The following is a 3,021-nucleotide window of genomic DNA, read 5'->3' on the forward strand; positions in this document are numbered from 1 at the left end:
ATAGTTATCAATTTCTAGTTTTGATGGAAAATATTATAAATTTTTTATTTAAGTAGTCATCGTGTGTTTTTATTGAAAACAATGTTTTTCTTATTATTTTCAGCCTATTTTTTTGTGAAGAGAATATTGACAACATCATAAAATTTAAGGATAAACAGTACCCTATTGATGTATATCTTAAGAATGATGGAAAAATACTATTATTCCTCCAAGATTTAGGAATTGAGTTTAAACAGTACTGTTAAAACAATTGAAAAATAAAAATATTAATTAGAAAGAATATATTAAAAAAAATAATTAATGTTGAAATAAGTAGGAGGGAGATTATATGAAGATAGAAAAAAAATTTGAAGAAAAGGATTTGACAGTTAGTGTTGAGGGTCGTATAGACACAATCACATCACAGGAACTGGAAAACAGCTTGAACGATGAAATAGAAAACATCACATCGTTGACGTTGGATTTTACCAGTCTTGAATACATTTCAAGTGCAGGTTTACGCGTATTGATAGCAACTCAAAAGAAACTGAATGAAAAAAACATCCCTATGACAATTACAAACGTGAATGATATCATCAAGGAAATATTCAGAATGTCAGGGTTTGACAAGATACTGGAGATTAAATGAATCATATTGAATTAAATCCTTCAATCAATGAATTAACACGATTAAACGAGTTTATTCATGGTGAAGTTTCGAACATTGGTTATGATGTTGACTTAATCGTTGAGGAAGTATTTGTAAACATTGTCAATTATTCCAATTGTACATATATAAAGGTAAACGTGGAATGCAAGGATTCCATTTTGAAAATGGAGTTTATTGATGATGGCATTCAATTCAACCCCCTCGAATCTGAGTCACCCGATTCTCCAGACACTATTGATGAAGCGGAAATCGGCGGTTTGGGCATTCATTTGGTAAAGAATCTTACTGATGAATTGAACTATGAATATGAGAACAATGAAAATCATTTGACAATAATCAAAAAAGTGAAAACATGAAGAATAAGATAAAAAATTTCATAATTCCCTTGTTGTTGATGTTTATAATAAATTTGGGAGATTACTATCTGTTTGCCTCATCAAACTTCAGTGCGGATCTTACCCCCCATCTGGGGATACTTTTTGTAGCAGGTTTATTCTTTGGCCCTTATGGTGCTTTGGGAGCCGTAGTGGCCAATGCAGTATGTGACATTATCAGGGGATACAATATTCCAACAGCATTTGTGTCTGAAATTTTCAGTCTTATAATTTCGTATCTTGCCTATAAGTTATGGTATACCCGAGATTTTGGATCGCTTACAGTTACAAAACCAAGATTAACTAATATGAGCAATCTGATTTATCTTATACTCATATCTTTTGTTTGTTCGGTATTTTACTCACTATTTATGCTCAATACGATGGAAGCATTTTATCCGGAGACAATTGATTTGCACATTATAGCATTGAGATATTTTGTGAATTTCATGAATTTTTCATTATTGTTTAGTATGATCTTCCTGATAATAGCAAGGTATAAAGATTTCTCATATATGCCTAAAGTATCGGATAAGTCATATAAATTGACATATAGAGTATTATTTGCAATAATTATCATCACTACTTCAGTATTTATAATACTTAACCATATTCTTGGAATGAATAACATACTTTCCTTGTTTGAATTGATAGTATTATTGGTATTGCTGATAATGTATAATACAAAGCCCATTACAGAAATAGTCAAAATTAATTATACGTCAATTCCCGAAAAGATAATGATTAGTTTCATTATACTGTCGTTTATAATAGTATTGGTTGATAGGTTAATCATTTATTCACCATTACCTGAAATGATCTTTGATGTAATCAGTGGCATATCCGAAAATCAGATGAATTTATTCCTCTTGCAGTTTTTGGATTTGACCATTTTTGCATTTGCAGTACCTTCCATGATACTCTTGGCATATATTGAAAGAAAACTGATTAAACCTGTAATATCATTTTCAAAAATAGACGGTTTCATCAAGGAAAACGAAAAAATAGAATCAGAGGGATTGCTTGACATTTACTCAGATTACCTGGAAAATGATGATGAAATGGGAATCCTTTCACGCAGCTACACTAACCTTATAAACAACAACAACAATTACATAGAAAACGTGAAGTCGCTTGAAAGTGAAAAGGAGAGAATCAATACAGAACTTAACATTGCCCACAAGATACAGGAATCCACGTTACCGAAAAAATCAATAAACAATGATGCATTAATGGTGGAAGGGTTCTGCAAACCGGCAAAAGAAGTTGGAGGAGATTTTTACGACTTCTATGAATTGGATGAAGAAAACACTGTTATCATTATTGGTGACGCATCAGGTAAGGGAGTGCCTGCAGCAATATTTACCATAATCATACAGAACTCTATAAAGCTCCTGATGAAAAACAAACCGGATCCGGCCATGGTATTATATGACGTGAACAATCAGATATGTGAAAACAACCCTGAAATGATGTTCATTACATTGTTTTTGGGAATATACAATAAGAATACCCATAAGTTGAAATATGCAAATGCAGGACACAACCCGCCACTTGTCAAATATGATGGTGTGTATGAATTGCTTGATGTCGATTCGGAAATAGTGATGGGTGTAATGGATAATTATGAATATAAAAATCATGAGGTAAGTCTGGAAGATGAAATAATCCTTTATACCGATGGAATCACGGATGCAAATAACACGGAACATGAGATATATGGTGAAGAAAGGTTGACTGATTTCCTGAACAATCATGAATCAGGTGAAAACATCATAATGGATCTTATTATTGATATCAATAAATTCACCAATGGAGAAAAGCAGTTCGATGATATGACCCTCCTTATATTGGACATAAAATGATGGAGAATGTATGGTAATGATAGTATTTTCGGGAATGATTTGATAAAAAATTATTTTATAAGACTTAAATTATAAGTCAATTAATATAATTTTTTATGGATTTTATTCTAAAAATTAATGATATTTTATGGAT

3 protein-coding genes are annotated in these 3,021 nt (G+C 31.4%); all 3 read left to right on the top strand.

Features of this window, described 5'->3' with window-relative positions; all coding sequences use genetic code 11:
• Positions 1-328 precede the first annotated feature (328 nt).
• The 3 genes from QZZ11_RS03490 to QZZ11_RS03500 are packed head-to-tail and all read left to right on the top strand — an operon-like array spanning position 329 to position 2,888.
• A complete protein-coding gene (locus QZZ11_RS03490) occupies positions 329-628 on the top strand; it encodes an STAS domain-containing protein (protein ID WP_292473637.1) in 300 nt (99 codons plus the stop codon).
• Positions 625-1,005, top strand: coding sequence for an ATP-binding protein (locus QZZ11_RS03495; RefSeq protein WP_292473639.1), 381 nt, complete (start codon positions 625-627; stop codon positions 1,003-1,005). Before QZZ11_RS03490 ends, QZZ11_RS03495 begins: the two co-directional genes overlap by 4 nt.
• A complete protein-coding gene (locus tag QZZ11_RS03500; protein ID WP_292473642.1) occupies positions 1,002-2,888 on the top strand; it encodes a PP2C family protein-serine/threonine phosphatase in 1,887 nt (628 codons plus the stop codon). The genes QZZ11_RS03495 and QZZ11_RS03500 overlap by 4 nt, the downstream gene beginning before the upstream one ends.
• Positions 2,889-3,021 lie beyond the last annotated feature (133 nt).

This window comes from Methanosphaera sp. (assembly GCF_016282985.1).
In the GTDB taxonomy this organism is placed as follows: Archaea; Methanobacteriota; Methanobacteria; order Methanobacteriales; family Methanobacteriaceae; genus Methanosphaera.

What these genes read in the sequence shown, in the direction of transcription:
- QZZ11_RS03490 (WP_292473637.1), top strand. Translation starts at nt 329, where the DNA reads ATGAAGATAGAAAAAAAATTTGAAGAAAAGGATTTGACAGTTAGTGTT.
- QZZ11_RS03495 (WP_292473639.1), top strand. Translation starts at nt 625, where the DNA reads ATGAATCATATTGAATTAAATCCTTCAATCAATGAATTAACACGATTA.
- QZZ11_RS03500 (WP_292473642.1), top strand. Translation starts at nt 1,002, where the DNA reads ATGAAGAATAAGATAAAAAATTTCATAATTCCCTTGTTGTTGATGTTT.